This window comes from Coprococcus phoceensis, from assembly GCF_900104635.1.
Lineage (GTDB): Bacteria > Bacillota > Clostridia > Lachnospirales > Lachnospiraceae > Faecalimonas > Faecalimonas phoceensis.
This window is the reverse complement of the sequence record NZ_FNWC01000006.1, coordinates 225041-241824: the sequence shown is the minus strand read 5'-3', so window position 1 is coordinate 241824 and position 16784 is coordinate 225041. Positions and strand designations below refer to the sequence as shown.

13 protein-coding genes are annotated in these 16784 nt (G+C 39.4%); all 13 read right to left on the bottom strand.

All coding sequences use genetic code 11. From position 1 onward, the window contains the following. Window positions 1-336 precede the first annotated feature (336 nt). The 13 genes from BQ5364_RS02040 to BQ5364_RS01985 all read right to left on the bottom strand — a co-directional run bounded on the left by BQ5364_RS02040 (window position 337) and on the right by BQ5364_RS01985 (window position 16504). Window positions 337-1506 carry a nucleotidyltransferase domain-containing protein gene (locus BQ5364_RS02040; RefSeq protein ID WP_071143546.1) on the bottom strand — a complete coding sequence of 390 codons (1170 nt, stop codon included), beginning with the start codon at window positions 1504-1506 and terminating at the stop codon, window positions 337-339. Continuing rightward, window positions 1499-3175 (bottom strand): ABC transporter ATP-binding protein, encoded by a 1677-nt coding sequence (locus tag BQ5364_RS02035; protein WP_071143545.1) that lies wholly within the window; start codon window positions 3173-3175, stop codon window positions 1499-1501. Before BQ5364_RS02035 ends, BQ5364_RS02040 begins: the two co-directional genes overlap by 8 nt. Window positions 3176-3177: 2 nt before the next feature. Continuing rightward, complete coding sequence (locus BQ5364_RS02030; RefSeq protein ID WP_071143544.1) at window positions 3178-3444, bottom strand: PqqD family protein; 267 nt, start codon at window positions 3442-3444, stop codon at window positions 3178-3180. 69 nt (window positions 3445-3513) lie between these two features. Beyond that, entirely contained in the window at window positions 3514-4236 is a 723-nt protein-coding gene (locus BQ5364_RS02025; RefSeq protein WP_071143543.1) for a hypothetical protein, read from the bottom strand. 36 nt (window positions 4237-4272) lie between these two features. Continuing rightward, the gene (locus BQ5364_RS02020; protein ID WP_071143542.1) at window positions 4273-5304 is read right to left on the bottom strand and encodes a hypothetical protein; all 1032 of its coding nucleotides are present in this window, start codon (window positions 5302-5304) and stop codon (window positions 4273-4275) included. 183 nt (window positions 5305-5487) lie between these two features. Next, window positions 5488-5955 (bottom strand): S24/S26 family peptidase, encoded by a 468-nt coding sequence (locus BQ5364_RS02015; protein WP_071143541.1) that lies wholly within the window; start codon window positions 5953-5955, stop codon window positions 5488-5490. A gap of 93 nt (window positions 5956-6048) precedes the next feature. Next, window positions 6049-6177: a hypothetical protein gene (locus BQ5364_RS18415; RefSeq protein WP_268874287.1), complete on the bottom strand. Its 129-nt coding sequence runs from the start codon at window positions 6175-6177 to the stop codon at window positions 6049-6051. 16 nt (window positions 6178-6193) lie between these two features. Then, window positions 6194-8611: an NPCBM/NEW2 domain-containing protein gene (locus BQ5364_RS02010; protein WP_071143540.1), complete on the bottom strand. Its 2418-nt coding sequence runs from the start codon at window positions 8609-8611 to the stop codon at window positions 6194-6196. 359 nt (window positions 8612-8970) lie between these two features. Next, entirely contained in the window at window positions 8971-10842 is a 1872-nt protein-coding gene (locus tag BQ5364_RS02005) for a beta-propeller domain-containing protein (RefSeq protein ID WP_071143539.1), read from the bottom strand. Window positions 10843-10949: 107 nt separating this feature from the next. Further along, a complete protein-coding gene (locus tag BQ5364_RS02000) occupies window positions 10950-11663 on the bottom strand; it encodes a DUF6062 family protein (RefSeq protein ID WP_071143538.1) in 714 nt (237 codons plus the stop codon). A gap of 2 nt (window positions 11664-11665) precedes the next feature. Then, window positions 11666-13960 carry a hydratase gene (locus BQ5364_RS01995; RefSeq protein WP_071143537.1) on the bottom strand — a complete coding sequence of 765 codons (2295 nt, stop codon included), beginning with the start codon at window positions 13958-13960 and terminating at the stop codon, window positions 11666-11668. A gap of 45 nt (window positions 13961-14005) precedes the next feature. Next, on the bottom strand, window positions 14006-15091 hold the full coding sequence (locus BQ5364_RS01990) for a PucR family transcriptional regulator (RefSeq protein WP_022250675.1): 1086 nt from the start codon (window positions 15089-15091) through the stop codon (window positions 14006-14008). A gap of 63 nt (window positions 15092-15154) precedes the next feature. Beyond that, on the bottom strand, window positions 15155-16504 hold the full coding sequence (locus BQ5364_RS01985; RefSeq protein WP_004613064.1) for a glucose-6-phosphate isomerase: 1350 nt from the start codon (window positions 16502-16504) through the stop codon (window positions 15155-15157). Window positions 16505-16784: the final 280 nt, after the last annotated feature.

Sequence of the window (16784 nt, the reverse complement as noted above, 5' to 3'; positions counted from 1 at the left end):
TATTTTCAGAAAATCTGTTTCTTTCAAGCTTTCTTACTTAAAAATCCTAATTCCCATCTCAGATTCTCTTTTCACCCCTCTTTTTATTTCCTTTCTCGTCAGATATAAAACGGATTTCAAAATTCTTTCTTACTTGAGAATATTAAATTTTACTTTCAGAAATTCTTCTTTTAGAAACCTTTTTGTTTTCTGAATCTCTTTTGTTTTGTTGAGTTTATAATAACACCACAGTCTTTATTTGTCAATACTATTTTTCTAAAATATTTATATTTTTCCATTTTTATATATGTGCCATTTAATTATCTGAATATTTTATATTTTCAAGAAAATATATACTCATAAATCAAGCTTTTCAAACACATCCTGTCTCTTGCGTACCTTCGAAAAATCTGTTTTTTGTTCTGCCAGTACCTTCCCTGCTCTCCCTTTTCTTTTGAAACAGGTTCTGAAAATTCTTTGTATCCACGCAACCGGAAGGAATATCGGATACTTTTCTAAATATTTATACTGCAATTTAATCGTTTCATACGGAAGAAAAATCGCAGTAAGCCATACCTTCACCTGTCCTATCCACACTTTTCTATCGGAAGACGCCACATTTTGAATCCAATAGTTTTCCATAGTCCCATAAATTCCGCTATCAACCATCAATTCTGTCAGCTGGTCATAGAACGCATCGCTTTGCCCTTTTTCAAACCAAATATTCGCAAGTTTCTCCATATGATGTAAAAACGCTTTCAGACCTACTTTAGCAAGTTCCGTTTCAACATAATCCCAATCCATCTGATCTTTCATTTTCTTCTCAAACTGCCAAATATCAACAATGGAGCGAATTCCACTTCCGCCATTTTGAAAATGTTTGGCCATATGAACAATCACATAGACATAAAAATCCTCCCAGCTGTATTGCTGTATATATTTTTTCCCTTTCTCTGGTTTTGCTTTCTCCCAAGGATTTTTATAATACGAAGCAAACTGGCTGTTCTGTCCCACCAGACAATAGTGCATCTCAATATTCATAAACGGCTTTCGGAAATACACATGATGGTGATCGTCCCGATGATCACAATAATATCCAAGTTGCTGCAGAATCTCTTCTACTTCCTTTTCCTGCTCCAGTCGAAACAAAAGATCAAGATCCGCCATCATTCGCAGATCTGTCTTTGGATAACATTGCTTTAAAAAAATTCCTTTCAAGGGAATACAATAAATACCATTCGCCTCAAAAGCCTGCAAAAGCTCCTCTAAAGAAAAATGTTGTACCGTATCTCTTGCAGTTTCCATCTGCCATGCCTGCTCATACTTTTTTCGAACCTCCTGAGGAATTTGTTCCTTTCCCGAAATCTTATCTATTCCATGAGCCACAACCGCCTCAATCTTGTGAAATTTACAAATTCGATATAGCTTTTCCCAGTCCACGCCCTCATGTATCGTTGGCACTTCCCCTCCGGCAAGACTATATCGTATAATTTCAAACAGGTATCTGCACGCTTCTGCTCTACTCATAATCCACCTCTTTAAACTTTCTATTTTCAATCCGCACTGCCCGATCACAGCACTGTACTCCAGCCGCAGTGTGAGAAATACAAATAATTGTCTTTGTATTCATCTTTTTCAAATTCTGCAGTACATTCCATTCTGTCTCTTTATCCAAAGATGCAGTGCACTCATCCAACAAAAGAATTGGGGCATCATCCAAAATCGCACGTGCTATCGCAATCCGTTGAATCTGTCCCATAGAAAGACCTTCTCCACGCTCCGATAAAACAGTATCCAGTCCATTTGGCAATGTTTCAATATAATCCCATATGCAAGCTGCCCTTGCAGCTCTTTGAATTTCTTCATCCGTCACTTTCGGATTACAGAATGTAATATTTTCCCGTATTGTTCCTGACATAATCATATTCCCTTGCGGAACATAAGAGAATACAGTTCGCGTTCCCGCATCAATCTCCACTTTGCCGCATTCAGTTTCAAAATACAACTTACCACTGTCGCAAGGCATCAGATGCAAAAGCAGCTTCATAAGCGTGCTTTTTCCAATCCCCGACTCGCCTACGATTGCAATCAAATCTCCTTTCTGCACACGCAGAGACGTATTTTCGAGAACAGGTTCACCACCCGCATATGAAAAAGTAACTTTCTCTGCCACAATCGCATGAAACTCCTTATAGAACTTTTGGGCATCCAAAATTTTTGACTCCGCCTGCTCATCCGCCATCGCTTCCAACTCCATAAGTCGTTCTGCTGAAGCCTGCATACTGTAATATTGAGGTATTAAGCCGGAAACGTTTCGAAATGGTGCTTTGATCTGTTGAATAATCTGTAAAAACGCAGTCAACGTACCAAATGTCATGGTTCCAACAGAGATTTGTAATGCTCCCCACGCAAGCGCTGCATAATACCCTGCTGTGAACAACACATATACCATCGTATTTGCCAGATTACTGATTGTATTTCTTTTAATCCGCACTTTATAATTATCCTTTTGAAATTCATCCAATTTACCACCAACAGCATGCTCATTCACAAAAGATTTAATAACAATCAAGTTCTCCAAACACTCCTGCATATAGGAACGCACAATGCCATTCGTCCTTTGCACTTCTTTATGCAAATACTTGAAATGTCTGCTGTAAATTCTGCTGAATACACAGACAAGCCCGCCAATCAAAAGCACCAATCCTGTAAAACGCGCATCAATAGAAAACAAAACAAATAAGCCCGCCGCAATTTTCGTCAGCATAGAAATAGCTTGCGGAATCAATGACACAACTCCACCGACCACAATATCTACATCACTTGTCAATCGATTAAGTATCTCCCCGGAATGGATTTTACTGACTTCCTGATATTGTTTTTTCAAAATCATAGAAAAAACACCTTGTTTGATACGCATCTCAATTTTAGTAGTGACACGAATTCTCAGATTACTGCTTGCAATGTTCAGAACTGCCTGCAATAAAATCAGCATAACAAGAAAAAGCACTTGAAGCCACACACTTCCTTCTCTGCTTCCGGTTGCAATATCAAGAAGGCAGCTTGACACCAGCGCAAGCAAAATGAAACTTCCCGCAATCAGTCCGCTAAATACTGCCAACAAAAGAATCCATCCTAACGAACTCCTACTATAACTATATATCCATTGAAGAGAGGATATTTTTTTCTTTTCCATCTTTATTCTTCCAAAACTCCCACTTCTCTTAATTTAGCCAAAAAGGCATCCAAACTTTTCTTTGCCTGTTCGTATTCAATTTCATACATTTCCATCATGGACTGCAGCATTTTCCCCTCATCAGTCTCCTCTTTCAAGAGATCCCATAACTCTCCGCCCGTCTCATTCAAATTAATCATTCCATGAAATGCTTTCGCAGCCTCTCCAACCGGCACAACAACTGCACGATCTCCAACTTGACGTTTTAAAAATCCTTCTTTTACTCTCATCTTTTTGTCCTCCAATCTCTTTTTTCTATTATGATGCTATTTCTGCAAAATAGCAAGCGCAACCCCTTATTATGCATTTTTCAAAGCTTCATATGCTACCTCTACTGCTTCAAAAGAAATATTACATTTCAATACAAAAAATGGGAGTTCCCGAACCATACGATCTACAAGTTCCATGAAACGCATCAATGTTTCCGGGTTTTGAGGCAAAAACAATTGATGGAACAAACGATCCACAACTTCTTTATCATCAATATTCCTGATTTCATTTTTCTCACCACGCTCTATAAAGCAGATAGATTGAATTGGCGCACATTTGGGCGCTCCAAATTTCTCTTTTCCCATCCACGGCGTTCCGTATGCATACCAGTTCCCGTTTTTATATCTGATGATCGGTTTATCCCCGTTGATGTAACTTGCTCTTCCTTCAAAATATTCCAGCCAAAGTTTCGTATGTGTTGTCTTCCCCACACCGCTTTTTGCTGTAAACACATAAGCTTTCCCATCCAGTTCTATCACAGCCCCATGCATAACAAACGCCGAAAATGCAATCAGTTTTTTGGCAATCGAACGATAAATGCACACACTTTCACACATTCCTCTTGTAACTCCATCCGACAAAAATTCTTTATATTCCGTTTCTATTTCCTCGTCTGAAACCTCTACTTCCAGATCTGCCGCCCGCCTGCTTTTATCTGCCCACGCTTCACACTGCCGCTCAATATATGAATATTTGTAATTGATCTTAATACTCAAATCTGCCACTCTTATCTGTAAACTTTTCTTTTCCATATTCCTCTTATATCCCTTGATTTCCTATGATATTTTTTATCCGATATTAAATTCTTCCAATAATTTTTTCCGGTAATTTTCATCAATTGTTGCTTTCATAATCTCCTCTTGTCTTCCAAGTTGTATTAACGTAGCATATAGAGCGTTGATTCCTTCTATTTCCTGTACTCTCTTCTCTACTTCTTCCTGTACTCTCTTCTCTACTTCTTCCTGTACTCTCTTCTCCACTTCCGCCTGCACTTTTTCTTCTACTCTTGCCTGTACTCTCTTCTCCACTTCCGCCTGTACTTTTTCTTCTACTCTTGCCTGTACCCTCTTCTCCACTTCTGTCTGCACTTTTTCCTCAATTCTCTGCTCCAACTTGTCCCCCATAATTTCCATCAATGCATCACATACCATACTATCATCCTCCATAAATTTCTCTTCATTTGCTCGCACGATAATATTCATCGCCGACTGATACCATGTATTCTCGCTGTGTTTTCTGTAATCCTTCACCAAATCTTCCAGCATCTCTTGACTTTCTAATTTGCTTGTCAAACCACGCAGCCAAAGATTTTCTTTTGGTGATAATTGACTTCCGACCACAATTTGAATCGGAATAAAATCACCGCGCACATAATAAATTCCGTCTTCCTGCTTCTCCACCTGATATCCTCTGACTTCTCTCAAATGCTTGATCAATTTTCTTGGATATCCTAACCCAAATAACGTGATTGTCACTTCACTGATTGGTATCTCGTCAGTTGTACCGGTGTCCGACTTATAAAAACACGCATATCCGTATATCTTATAAAAGGTATCTATACTGATATAATCTGTCGGACTTTTATATTCCACCAGATTGTACTTTTGAAAAATACGTCCGATATTTTTCTGAACCTTATGTTTCTGCTCGTTTTTAATTACAAGCACATCAATCGACATTGGTTTTGTCGAAAGCTGATGCTCATCCTCAAAGATCAGATATTTTGCTTCCTCCTGCAGTTCAATCTGAGCCGTCGCATAAAACGCAGGATGCCATTGCAGATACTCCTCTTTCTGCGTCTTTTCTTTTGTCTTACTCATATAAAACCTCCTCTTATGAAATTGTTCAGGAGATTTCCTTCTTCGAAAACTCCTGCTTGTAAATTTGTAATTTGAAAGCATGAATTTTCTGAAAGGACAGATTTTTTTTAATCCGCTATATGAAATGTATTAGATGCCGGCCAAAACCGGCTAGATAAATAGAAAATAGAATGCTTTTTTTCATCATAACATTGAATTCTTTGACTTGCAATGAGTTTTTAATTTCCTTTTAATCCTTGAAAACAAGTTCTTCATCCGAAGTACAATCACTCGCACCCAAAAGAAATCACACCATAGATGCACATATAATCGGTACTTTGGGTCTCTCACTGAAATATGTTTCTCACCGCGGTAAAATTCTGTGACAACACCTAATATCCATTCCTGTGGCACCGGATATTCTTTCCACCAACGATTGTCTCCGCAAATTACATATCCATCTTTTTTCACATGCAAAATACGATGCAACACGTATTTCCCATCCGGTCTCCTATAAAGCGGAAGATCATATCTCTTCAACTTCCCCGAAACCGGCTTAATAATAACCGTGTCTTTTCGATTCCGTAACATTGGCTCCATACTGTCTCCCACCGTAGTGGAAACACAGGTCTTCCCTTCTCTTAATTCCTGTTCTAAAGTTGTGTCTCGCATATCTTCCCCCATAGTTTAATTATAAATGATTGAAAAAGGGCGTTAGAAACGCCCTTTTTATAAACTATTATGTTCTTTTACATTGGAAACTCGCTATGCCCAAGGATCTTTCATGTCATCGCTATCAGTATCCTCTACATCACCATTACCTGATGTAGTTATGATATCTTCCATTCCAAATTTAATAACTTCCAACTCTGGCTCTAAAAATTCTTTTCTCATCCTAATCATTCTCCTTTTATTGAATTACTTTGCACGATGTCACTTCGCTATATAAAGTATGCTCCACTCCATCTTTATCTGTGTATCTTACATATCCTTTTCCATACCATGTAGTATCTCTTGTACTCTTCATACTACATGTATAGTTTCCGATTAATCCAGTTGTCTTAGCCGTACCTTTCACAGTTCTTTCTGCACCAATCACAAATCCTTCATTACCTAATTTACTCCATCCCGTGCTATCTGTCATGATAATTCCATGTTCAATCACTTTGCTGCCAGCTGGCAAAGAACGTTTTGCAGTAAAAACAGCTTTACTAGTTGCTACATCATAATAAGACGTACACATAATCGTAGCTTCTTGTTCTACCACTTCATCTTTCGCTACATATTTTGCTTCTACTGTCGTGTCACCATAAACTATAAATGTATATGATTCTTTATAAGAAATTGGTGTTCCATTTACTGTCCAATGTGAGAACTTCTGACCTTCCGGCGCTGGTTTTGCAACTACTGTCACTTGATCTCCAGCCTCGCAGTATTTTGTTTCTGTTGTTCCGTTGTTATTGATTGTAACAACAAACTTAGCTTGCAATCCTTCAATTGCTGCCTTTAATGATTCTGTTGCAATATTAACTTCTTCTATTGTCGCATCTGCTTTTACATTAACATCTACTGCATACTCATAAGCTTCTGTGAAATCTGCAAGTGACTCTGCTGTATATTTTACTTCAAAATCCTCTTCTTCCATTTTTTCATCCGCAGCAGCAATTGCTTGCCCTAATGCTGCTTTATCTGCTGTTACAGTTACAATACAGCTATCTGTGATAGTATCATCTGCTTTAGATTTTACTGTAATCTCAGTTTCTCCAACGCCTACTGCTTCGATCTCACCATTTTCATTTACTGTAGCAACACTATCATCTTCCGATTCCCATACAACTTCCTTATTTGTCGCGTTCGTCGGATTAAACGTTGGTGTTAATGTTGCTTTTTCTCCTGTCTTAAGTGACAAACTTTCTTTATCTAATGTGATATCTGCAACTGCTACTGAATCATACACTTTCGCATTTGCCCAACAAGTATGTAGCGTTGCATTCCCTTCTTTATTTCTACATTCTAATTTTAAATATTTCACATCGTCAGGAATATTAATATCAATGTGTTCTGCCCCTGTTCTTGGCGTTAGTGTTTCATTAGAATATAACTCTGTATAAGTAGTATTATCAGCGCTTCCTGATACAACGAAATGTGCCTTTTCATCTGCACCAACTGCTTTTTTACCGTCAGTACCATCTACATGATGAGAACATGCACCAATTTCAGCCACAAACTTTTTATAGCCCTCTACATTATAAACAATTGTTGATGGCTCATGAGCTCCAATACCTTTTGTATATGTATCGACTGTTCCGGCTTTATTTTTCAATTTGATTTTAATATCTTGATCCGGACATTGATCTTTCACAATTCCATGCCAGCCACTAGTTCCTGATTCTTGTGTCATATCAGAGAGATATCTTCCTGTTCCAACTGAATCAGAAAATTTATACTCTAAATTTTCCAATTGAGTTAAAACATTTTTCAAATCTTCGTCTGTTGCGCTCTCACTGTTCAACAATTCTTCAGCTTGTTGTTTTAACACATCATATTGGCTGCTGTCATATACTTTTCCGGATGTTTCATCACCTTCACGTACATTCAATGCCATGATGGAATCCATTTCTTCGACCTTATCTTGCAATGCTTCTCTATGAGGTTTCAAGACACTAATCTCTGCTCCGGAAATATGTCGATTCCACTGAAGCCCCGCTGAATGTGTCACAGTCAGCTTAATTTTCTTTACATTTTCGATTTCATTCTCAAATACAAGTTCTTTTTCTGCTTTATGTTCGCTTGTCCAAGTCGATTGACTAGCGTCCGGATATTCATTCTGAAATATCTCCGGCACATTCTCCCAATCCGTGCTTCCTTCTTTTTGTACTTGAACAGAGAATTCTCTAATCGCACCGTTTCCATAACTATCCTGTCTCGGAAGATATGTAACCCCTTGCACACTTTCCGGGTTATTAAGTGTTATCGTAATTGTATTATTTCCCGTAAATGTACCGTCAGAAACTATTGGCTGTTTATTTCCTTCATAAGCAGAGTGGTAATAAGAACTAGTCACACCATCCACTACATTCACTGCTCTACCTGTTCCCCGAGATGCTCCACCTGTGCTTGCGCCTTCCGAAGCCGCCTCTGTATCAGCTATTGCTGATAACTCTTTGAATGGAACCTTTCGATACCCCGATTCACTAACCAATGCATTCCATGTCCAGTCTGCTGCCGCATCTGTTGACATTACATTCACAGGAAGATTCATTCCTGTTACTGTCATTGCACCTGCACAAAGAAGAGCAAGCGCTTGTTTCATTTTCTTTGATTTCATAACGTTCTCCTTCTCCTTTTACTAACTTAGAAAATATCTGTATTCACACTGCATAGATAACCCATACTTCTTTTTCTATGCCTGAATGACCTATCTACTTTCCAAGCCACCTCTTTTTCAAGATTTTAAATACGCACTATTTTTAGTAATTTTCTCCATGTCGAACGTATTAAACACTTAAATATTAAACCTTTTTAATAACCATGTCAAGTGTTGCAATCACAGTTTTTATCACTTTTCACCCATAAAATTAAATTTATCGATATTTTTTGCGCGTTTCGTACAATATTTTCTTGTTACTCAACAAAAAAGACACTTTCTTGTTATGAATTTAACAAAAAAATGTCTTTTTATGCATTCTACAATATAAGATCGTCTACTTTTTCAAAGTCCGCAAGCCGATAAGACTCTATTTGGTTTCCGTCAATCAGATAAAATGTGTCTTGAAGATAAACTCCTCGAACATGCCATGCATATTTTCCTGTCGTTTCCTGCATTTTACAGGTGAACCCATGTACCCGGTCATATCCGTATATATGATATGTCTCCCTTTCCCCATATGTGAAGAATCCAATTAGATTTTTCTCCGCATCTGCCAGCACGGATTTATAATCTTCGAATGCAGTACTGTAATAACTATCTTTTAAAACAATCTTGTCAATCTCTTTGACATTAGAAGGATCCGAAATATCAAACATCGAAAGTTTTACCCGCCTGTCCTTCTCGTCATTTCCATCGTCTTCCATGCCGATTCCAAGCAGCAAGCCGTCTCCATATGGATGCAGATATTCTGAAAATCCCGGAATCTTTAGTTCTCCTATAATCTTTGGATTTGCCGGGTCTGATAAATCAACAGAAAAAAGTGGATCCGTCTCTCGATATGTCACAAAATACCCGATATCTCCCATAAAACGCGCTGAATAGATTCGTTCATCTTTCGCCAGATTTTCTATTTTCCCAGTCTCTTCCAGCTTCTCATCTAACACATAGACCGCATTCGTTCGATCCACTGTTGTGACCAATCTGAGATATCCATTATATTCATCGATACTGAAACTGTCATTCAGATAACCGTTTACCCGTGTCTTCGCCACCCCGGTCAATTTCCCTTCTCCATAGGAGAATTTTCGTATCTCGGTAGTTCTTCCACCGTCTTCCTCCCAAATCGTTTCATATAGATAAATATTTTCCGCGCTCGCATAGCACAAACCTTGATCCGACAAAATACCTATGGAATCTGTCGTTTCACTTGGATTTTGAATATCTATCGCCGTGATCACAGTATAGTTTCTCGCGCTTTCTGTATCTGGCATACAGATTTTATCGAGAGAAAGCAGTTCCTCATTCACGCAAGGAATATACTGTTCTTTTCTCTCTTCTTCCGGATTGTTGACTGAATATTGGCTGAATACATACAGATAGCCGTTGTTTAGACGTGAGGTACTATAACCTCCACTCTGCAAACATTTCCCAATTTCCTTAGGTTGTCTTTTATCAGAGATATCGTACACTATACTCTTTGTATCACATACACTCTCAACTGCATATTCATACTCTGTTCTATAAATCGCATCCCCTGCCGGATAAATCTCTTCGCTTTCTGTTCCAAGTATGATCAAATAAGAATTTTCCACATAGATTTCTGATATACAAAACTCCCCTTCGAGTGTGATCTCTGTGATCTGTTCCAGTTTATTCCCTTCCGTATCCACAATTCCAATCCCATTGCCTTCTTCTTTCACGACATATAGATAACGTCCATCTGTTTTGACAATATCCCCTTCATCTACATTCTCTGTTCTCGTATTGGTCTTTGAATAACTGCTTTCCGTGTTTTTGCTGTTCTCCACAGAAGCCTCCGGAGTCCCTTTTGCTTCCTCCTCTAGTGCAATCTCATGTCCATAACGCTGTCCTGGTCCTTTGACCAACTGATAAATCTCCTCATAAGAGTTTGCCATTTGAAGCTTGTCGCTTTTATGTACCTTTTCTACAATCGGACTGATGATCTTATTTCTTGGGGTATTCCCTTCATTCGTTTGGATATATGCTATCCCAAGTATTCCAAGGCAGGCTGCCGCCGCCAATGCATAGCGGTATCTTTTTCTTCGTTCTCTTTTTTGACGTTTCATTATCTGTTCTTCCACCGCACTCGGTCTCAACCGTTCTGGAATCTCAATATTTTCTGTCTGCCGTCTGATGCTGTCCATGATTTCTTTTTCATGTTGTTCCATATCGATACTCCTTCCTACCGGTATAAATATAGAGTACCAAAAATTGCAAAGTGTTGCATGAAGATTATTTTTTCATACACAAAGAGAGAGCGTGCTGCTCTCTCCCGTTACAAAATACTATTCAATTTTGTCATCGTTCTTAGCAATGCATCTTTCGCATTCTTCCAAGGCTCATCTTTAAATCGATAATCAAATTTATCGATAAACCAACCTAAGTCTTCATGTACACGTTTCATATTTTCCAGATACATTCGGTTCAATTCCGCTATAAAAGACTCTAGCATCTCTCCTCGCAGTCGTTCCGGCGCCATCTCATACAACATTCCATAATGCTTCGTACAAAATCCTTTTGATGATTGAAACAATTTGCGAAACTCTTCTTCTCTCTTGTAAAGGTAGAAAATTGTTCCTAAATAATTTTGAAATGTGCTTTCAATCTTATCACATACAAAGCAGGAATGTTCCAACCCTTTCACATAACTCAAAAGTTCGGAAGGCTCTGACTTTCTCTTAAAAAGAGAAGCTGCCTTTACAGATTCATTTTGTTTTGCTTCTATCTCTTTCATAGATTTTTCCATATGTGTCTTTAACATCAGAGCAAGTCCGAGGCGGTCTGGCATTTCTTTCAACATTGCAACATGTTTCGCACAAAATCCTACCTTGTCACTTTCCAGTCTGCAGTCATCTGTCATATATGTGGAAGGACGAAGTGTATATTCTAACGCTTCCTGCTCCAGTTTTTTATATATGTTACAAAGAGGACATTCACAGTCCTCTTTGAACGCATCATTTACAGGTATCGTATATAATTTTTCTTTCACGCTTATCCTCTATAATAGTTGATCAGACATCCTTTTAAAATGATCTCTCTCTCGTTATCTGTCAGATCGCCTAACTTCAACGTAATCTCTTTTAATTCTTCTCCGACTACATATGCTTTCACAGCATCCGTCTTATCTTCCACTGCTTTTCTCACATCCGGCACGAAGATATAGTCCCCGTTTTTGAAACTTAACTCTGTATCTTTTTCTTCTGTGATAAACGGGAGCATACCCCAGTTGATCAAGTTCGAGCGATAACGTTTTGTCGCATATTCATTTGCGATATTTGCCCATCCTCCAAGTACTTTCTGGCAGGACGCTGCCTGTTCACGCGCAGAACCATCTCCCGGTTTCACCGCGAAGATTGTACTTCCGACACCGATGTTGCCTTCGCCCACTTCAGGATAAGATGCACGGATTGTCTCCATAACCGGTTTTAATTCTTCCAGCACTTCTAATGGACACTGATTTGCCTCGATTGCTTTCTGTGCTTTCTGCACTTCTCTTGCACGTCCCACATATGCAGGATCTTTACGCGACAATGCAAACTCTGCAAGTCCAAGTGGGTTAGAACGGTAAGAAGAAGTCTCTCCTGATGGGATCAACTCATCTGTTGTCGTAACCGGATCGTGAATCTCAGATACCACTTTCAAGACCAGATTTTCCGGTAATGCTGACATTGCCGGCCAGTCTTTGATGTTTGGTCCAAACTGAATCTCAACACTTGGATCTGCAACACCTTTGCTGTCAAACACACGGTTTGCATAAATGCTCTTATCAAAATGATATTTCGGAGCTTTGTATTCTCTGTCCATCACATCAGCCGCAGAAGTTAAGAAACCTTTATTTGCCGCTGTCGCAGCGATAGAACGCGCATCCATAAGTGCCACAGAAGAAATCTGTCCGCTCTGCAATTTAGAACCTTCACGGTTCGGGAAGTTTCTTGTAGAGTGGCGGATACTGAATGCATTGTTAGCAGGTGTATCTCCAGCGCCAAAACAAGGTCCGCAGAACGCTGTTTTCACGATTGTTCCGGCTGCCATCAGATCTGCAACCGCTCCGTTTCTCACAAGCTCCATATATACCGGTGTACTTGCCGGGTATACACTGAATGTAAATGCATCAGAACCGATATTTTTCCCTTTAATGATCTCTGCTGCCGCACAGATATTTTCAAATCCACCGCCGGCGCATCCTGCGATAATTCCCTGTTCTACATAGAGTTTCCCGTCGCGAATCTTATCCTGCAGCGAATACTCAACCGCACCGTCAAGACTTACGAGCGCTTTCTGCTCTACATCGTGTAAAATATCTTTTAAGTTCGCATTTACCTCGTCAATCGTATATGTATTACTTGGGTGGAATGGCATCGCGATCATCGGTTTGATCTTGCTCAAATCCACATAAACAAGTCCGTCATAGTACGCTGCCCCACCCGGATTCAGTTCTTTATACTCTTCACTTCTTCCGTGAGTCTCATAGAATTCTCTGATTGTCTCGTCAGTCTTCCAAATAGAAGAAAGGCAGGTCGTCTCTGTTGTCATAACATCAATTCCGATACGGAAGTCTGCGCTTAACTTGTCCACACCAGGTCCGACAAATTCCATTACTTTATTATTTACATATCCATTTGCAAATGTTGCTCCAATGATTGCAAGCGCCACGTCCTGAGGTCCCACTCCGACAGATGGCTCTCCGTCTAAGTAAATCGCAACAACGCCCGGCATCTTAATATCGTATGTCTTATTCAATAACTGTTTTACAAGCTCCGGTCCGCCTTCACCCATCGCCATTGTTCCAAGCGCTCCATAGCGAGTATGGCTGTCAGAACCAAGAATCATCTTTCCGCCGCCTGCAAGCATCTCTCTTGCGAACTGGTGGATGACTGCCTGATGTGGCGGAACATACATACCGCCGTATTTCTTTGCACAGGTAAGTCCAAACATGTGGTCATCTTCATTGATTGTTCCACCTACGGCACACAGACTGTTATGGCAGTTCGTCAGAACATATGGGATTGGGAACTTTTCAAGTCCAGACGCTCTTGCGGTCTGAATGATTCCGACAAATGTGATATCGTGCGAAGTCAATTTGTCAAATTTAATCTTTAATCTCTCCATATCGGAAGAAGTATTGTGTGCTTCTAAAATGCTGTACGCAATTGTGTTTTTTGCAGCTTCTTCTTTTGTGACCTGCTGTCCTGTCTTTGCTGCAACAGCTGCCTGTGCATCATTCACATCTTCGATAATTTCTGTACCATTCAGTAAATATGCACCATGTTCATATAATTTTATCATTCTACTGTTCCCTCCTACGTCTTATTATTTGTTCATTATAGTATTCTACTCTTTTGATTGCAAGAATTTCAGATGATTCGATACCATCATAGCGATTTTAAATGTGAGCGCATCGTCAAATACCCGGACATCTAACCCTGTCAGTTTCTGAATCTTCTCCAGGCGGTATACCAATGTATTTCTATGTACATAAAGCTGCCGCGCCGTTTCCGAGATATTTAGATTATTCTGGAAGAACTGATTGACCGTACTCAGTGTCTCCTCATCGAACTGATCCACCGCTTTTCCGTCAAACACTTCCTGCAAAAACATGTCACACAAAGATACCGGGAGCTGATGAATCAGACGACCGATACCCAGTTCATTGTATGCAAGAACATTTTTCTGCTCATAGAAAATCCGCCCCACATCCAGCGCCATGCCCGCTTCTTTGTATGACTTTGATACATCTCGTAGCTGATTTACGATCGTGCCATATGCCACCCTCATGTTGACCATCGCTTCCATCGTCAATGTATCGACAATGGATTTTGCAATCATATTCAGTTCTTTATATCCTTCGGTCGTCTCCAACGCCTTAATCAGGATAATATGCCCTTCATCGACTGAAGTTACAAAATCTTTAGAGCCGGTTGCATAGAGACCTTTCATCGTCTCAAGAACGATATTGTCCGTCTCATTTTTCGGTTCAATCAAGAATACAACTCTTCTTCGCTCCACTTCAATCCCAAGCTTTTTTGCCTGATTAAAAATATCCACAAGCAGAAGATTATCAAGCAATAAATTCTGGAAAAAATGATTCTTATCCAAACGTTCTTTATATGCGTGTATCAGGTTTTGGAACTGACTGATACAAAGTCTTCCGATAATCGCAACCTGCTCTACAACCTCATGAAGCGCAAGGACATACACTGCATCATAGTTATCTCGAATCAGGAAAAATGCCTCATCTTCACATACCTGCTCATCTTTTCCTTCTTTCAGAAATTTGTCTACTCCAGCCTTAATTCTATCCTCGTTCATTCCCGCAATGGCAAGGCATTTTCCCTCCATACTCCACACGGAACAATCCACCCCCATAATCTCATGTATATCATTGATGGGCTTGTGCAATATTTGATTCGATAACAACTTATCACTTCCTTTTTTACATTTAAAGCCAAAGCTGCTCCGTTGCAACTCTGGCTTTTTTTCTTATAATCTCTTTAACAATTCTTCTCTTTCTTTTTCAAAACCAGGTTTTCCAAGTAAAGCAAACATATTCTTTTTGTAGCTTTCCACACCCGGTTGGTCAAATGGGTTCACCCCTAAAATATAACCACTCACGCCACAGGCGAATTCAAAGAAGTAAAATAACTGTCCAAGATAGAATTCGTTCTGCTCTGGAATTGTCACCATTAAGTTCGGTACATTTCCATCTGTATGTGCTAAAACAGTTCCGTTCATCGCACTCTTATTGACGAAATCAACTGTCTTTCCTGCAAGATAGTTCAGACCATCCAAATCCACCGGCTCTTCTCCGATGAAAAGCTCCTCTGTTGCTTTCTCCACATTCAATACCGTCTCAAACATAATACGGCTTCCATCCTGAATGAACTGTCCCATAGAGTGAAGATCTGTTGTCAAATCTACAGATGCAGGGAAAATACCTTTCTGGTCTTTTCCTTCACTTTCTCCGTAAAGCTGTTTCCACCATTCAGACACATAGTGAAGACTTGGCTCGTAGTTCGCAAGTACCTCAACTGCTTTTCCTTTACGGTGTAAAATATTACGGATTGCCGCATACTGTAATGCACCGTTTTCAGCAAAATCATTTTCTAATGCTTCTTTTCTTCCAGCCTGTGCACCTTCCATCAATTTCTCGATATCTGCACCGCTTACTGCGATTGGAAGAAGACCTACCGCTGTCAATACAGAGAAACGTCCTCCGACATCATCCGGAACAACGAATGTCTCGTATCCTTCCTCATTAGCAAGGTTCTTCAATGATCCTCTCGCTTTATCTGTTGTCGCATAAATTCTCTTTGCAGCTTCCTCTTTTCCATATTTTTTCTCCAACATTTCTTTGAAAATACGGAATGCAATTGCAGGCTCTGTTGTTGTTCCTGATTTGGAAATCATATTTACAGAGAAATCTCTGTCTCCGATTACATCGATCAGATGTTTGAGATATGTGCTGCTGATGCTGTTGCCAACATAATAAATCTCAGGTGTCTTTCTAATCTCTTTTGAAACAACATTGTAAAAACTATGTCTTAAAAATTCAATTGCAGCTCTGGCTCCCAGATAAGAACCACCGATACCGATTACGAGCAATACCTCGGAATCATTTTTAATCTTCTCTGCCGCTTTCTGAATGCGTACAAATTCTTCTTTATCATAATCAACCGGCAAATCAATCCATCCAAGGAAATCATTCCCTGCTCCTTTTCTGCTTAAGAGCAATTCCTTTGCATCCATTGCCAACTTGCTCATATAATCTACTTCATGTTTTGCAACAAATGTACTTGCTTTTGAATAGTCAAATGTGACTTTATTTCCCACGTTTATCCTTCCCTTCTAATTGGTCTCATAGATGTTATTATTTTACCAAACGGGAGAGGGGAAAGTCAAGAAATTATAAATATCTGTTCACAATTTGACTTTAAAGACTTAATGCAATTTGGTATGTTCATTTTATCAGTACTGACCTTCATTTATCTGATCAGTCATTAGTACATAGAAAAACCACCCTGATACTTTGACGAGTTGGGTGGTAATTCTAAATTATTTTCAATTGGTCAACCACTTTTATGTGGCGATTGTTCTTTTTGTATCTTTAATA